Consider the following 2,212-nt stretch of genomic DNA (forward strand, 5'->3'; position numbering starts at 1 on the left):
GGTCCTGGGACGGGTCGCGGAACCGGTCACAGGGGTCTGCCCTGGAGGCGACAAACCCGGTTACCGGCGCCAGGTTCAGGTGGAACAGCGCCGGCGCGCGGAACGAGGTGCCCACTGACGAGCGCATGCGCAACACGGGATTGACCGCGTAATTGAACAACAGGCGCCAAGTGGTATCGCTGCCGTAGGAACTGTAGTGAGTGTAACGAAGGGAACCGTTCACCGTGAGTTCCTCCGCCACGCTGACGGTGCCGACTTTGAAGCCCGACAGCAGCGGCGCCTCCACTTCCGTAAAGCCCTCTATCACCCGGTCATCGCCCGTGGTGGTCCCGGACGAGGTGAACCCCCACTGGTTGTCTTCCACCGCCGCCGGGGGAGGACGGTCATTGAGGCTGCGGTTGCGCCAGTCCATGCCTGCTACCGCGCGGACTTCGCCGGCGGGCATATCAAACAGGCGCCCCTCCATGGAAAACGCCACAGTCCACAAATCGTAAGCGGTTTTGATCTTCTGCCGGTCGCGGATATAGTCCGCCGCCTCCGCCGGGATCTCGCCGCGCCGCAGCGCGGCCTCGTTGAACAGGTCCAGGGGAACGCAGTCCGGGTCCGGGCCTTCGGCCAGGATGCGCCCTACCGTTGCACCTTCAAAATTGGCGCCGAACAGGAGCTGGCCCGGGTCCAGGACGCAGTGAAGGTTGCCGTCCGGCCCGATCGCGGAGGACATGGCTCGCGCCACCTTGTCCTTCAGCCAGACATCGTAGGTCCACTCGCCCCGGCTCCAGGAATAGCCGCCGTCAGCCTTCCAGGTGAACTCGCCCAGGTCCCCTTCCAGGCCCAGGCGCAGCGCGCCCACGTCATTTTGCACTTCCGTGACCGGGTCCAGCAGGTTATGGCTCATCACCACCGGCTGGGCAATGCCTCCGATAACGCCGACCGGGTTGGTCGGGTTGGCGGGGTGGACATAAGGAAACAATTGCCGGTGCCCGCCGTTGAGGTTCTCATCACGGTGCGTGAAATAGAACTCGTAGCTGGCGCTGACCGTCCCCAGCAGGCCGCCCAGGTCGAGATCCAGCATTCCGTCGCTGTACGCCTGGATGCGCCGGCGTTCCGGTATCAGGTGCTCTTCGGTCCAGTTGCCATCGAACCGGTATCCTTCTTCCGGCGCTTCCTCGCCGTTCCTGACGCCAAGCTCGCGCCAGGGAAGGCCGGTCCCGGCAAAGTCGGCGCCTGGATCGCGTACCAGGGAGATGGCCGGACCGAGCCCGTACAGGTCCACGAAACCGAATACCGGGCCGAAGCAACGGCTGCGCGTGGGCGCAAAAAGCGAAGGGTGGATTCCCCCGTCGGTCAGCGGGCGCTCATCGCAGAAACTGTAATCCTGTTCGTCCCGCCCCACCGGCCCGAGTGTTGAGAATTCTACCGCGGCGTCGATATAGCCACGATCCCAGGTCTTGCCGAACAGTCCGCTCACTGAACCGTAATCGAGTTCATCCTGGTAGTAACCTTCGAGAATAACGTCATCGAAGCGTTTCCTGGTAATGATGTTCACTACTCCGGCGATGGCATCGGCGCCGTAGATGGAGGAAGCGCCGTCCTTGAGGATTTCGATCCGGTCAATGGCGACGTCCGGGATCGAATTCAGGTCCACGCTGTTGACCTGGCCGCGGGTGCCCGCCGGCGTAAAGCGGCGGCCGTTCACCAGGATCAGGGTGCGGCCCGGGTCCAGGCTGCGCAGGCCGAACGTGTTGACGCCCGGACCGCCGGAGACAACGAATCCTCCGAACGTGTTGTCGATTTGCGTGCCGGAGGCCAGGGCGCTGGTCTGCAGTATCTCCGAGGTGTTGGCCATGCCCGCCAGGGTGGCGCTCTCGCTGGTGATGACCGTCACCGGCAACGCCGACGTGAACGCATCGCGGCGGATGCGTGAGCCTGTCACTATGATCTCTTCGGTCGCGCCCCCAGGTGGAGTAAGTTCCACCGCCTGTTCTTCATCAACCTCCGGGGCTGCTTCCGCAGCGTCAGAAGTCCGGCTGACGGCCTGCCGGGGCTCCTCTGTTTCATCATCCGTCCCCTGTTCGGGTTCGGACGCCCCCGGCGGAGGTGGTTCAGCCGTGTCCTGCGCCGCCGCTGCCGGCCCCGGCAGCCACAACAGGCCAAGAAAGAACAGGACTAGCAATGACACTTCTCGCCGCGTGATGGTTGCCGGTTTTCGGGT

At 64.2% G+C, this 2,212-nt stretch carries 1 protein-coding gene; it reads right to left on the reverse strand.

Annotated elements, in window-relative coordinates:
- Positions 1 to 2,179: TonB-dependent receptor (locus OXG98_11390; protein MCY3772607.1), on the reverse strand; the 2,179-nt coding region annotated here is incomplete at its 3' end.
- Between the last annotated feature and the right edge of the window lie 33 nt (positions 2,180 to 2,212).

The organism is Gemmatimonadota bacterium, assembly GCA_026706345.1.
Taxonomy (GTDB): Bacteria; JAAXHH01; JAAXHH01; order JAAXHH01; family JAAXHH01; genus JAAXHH01.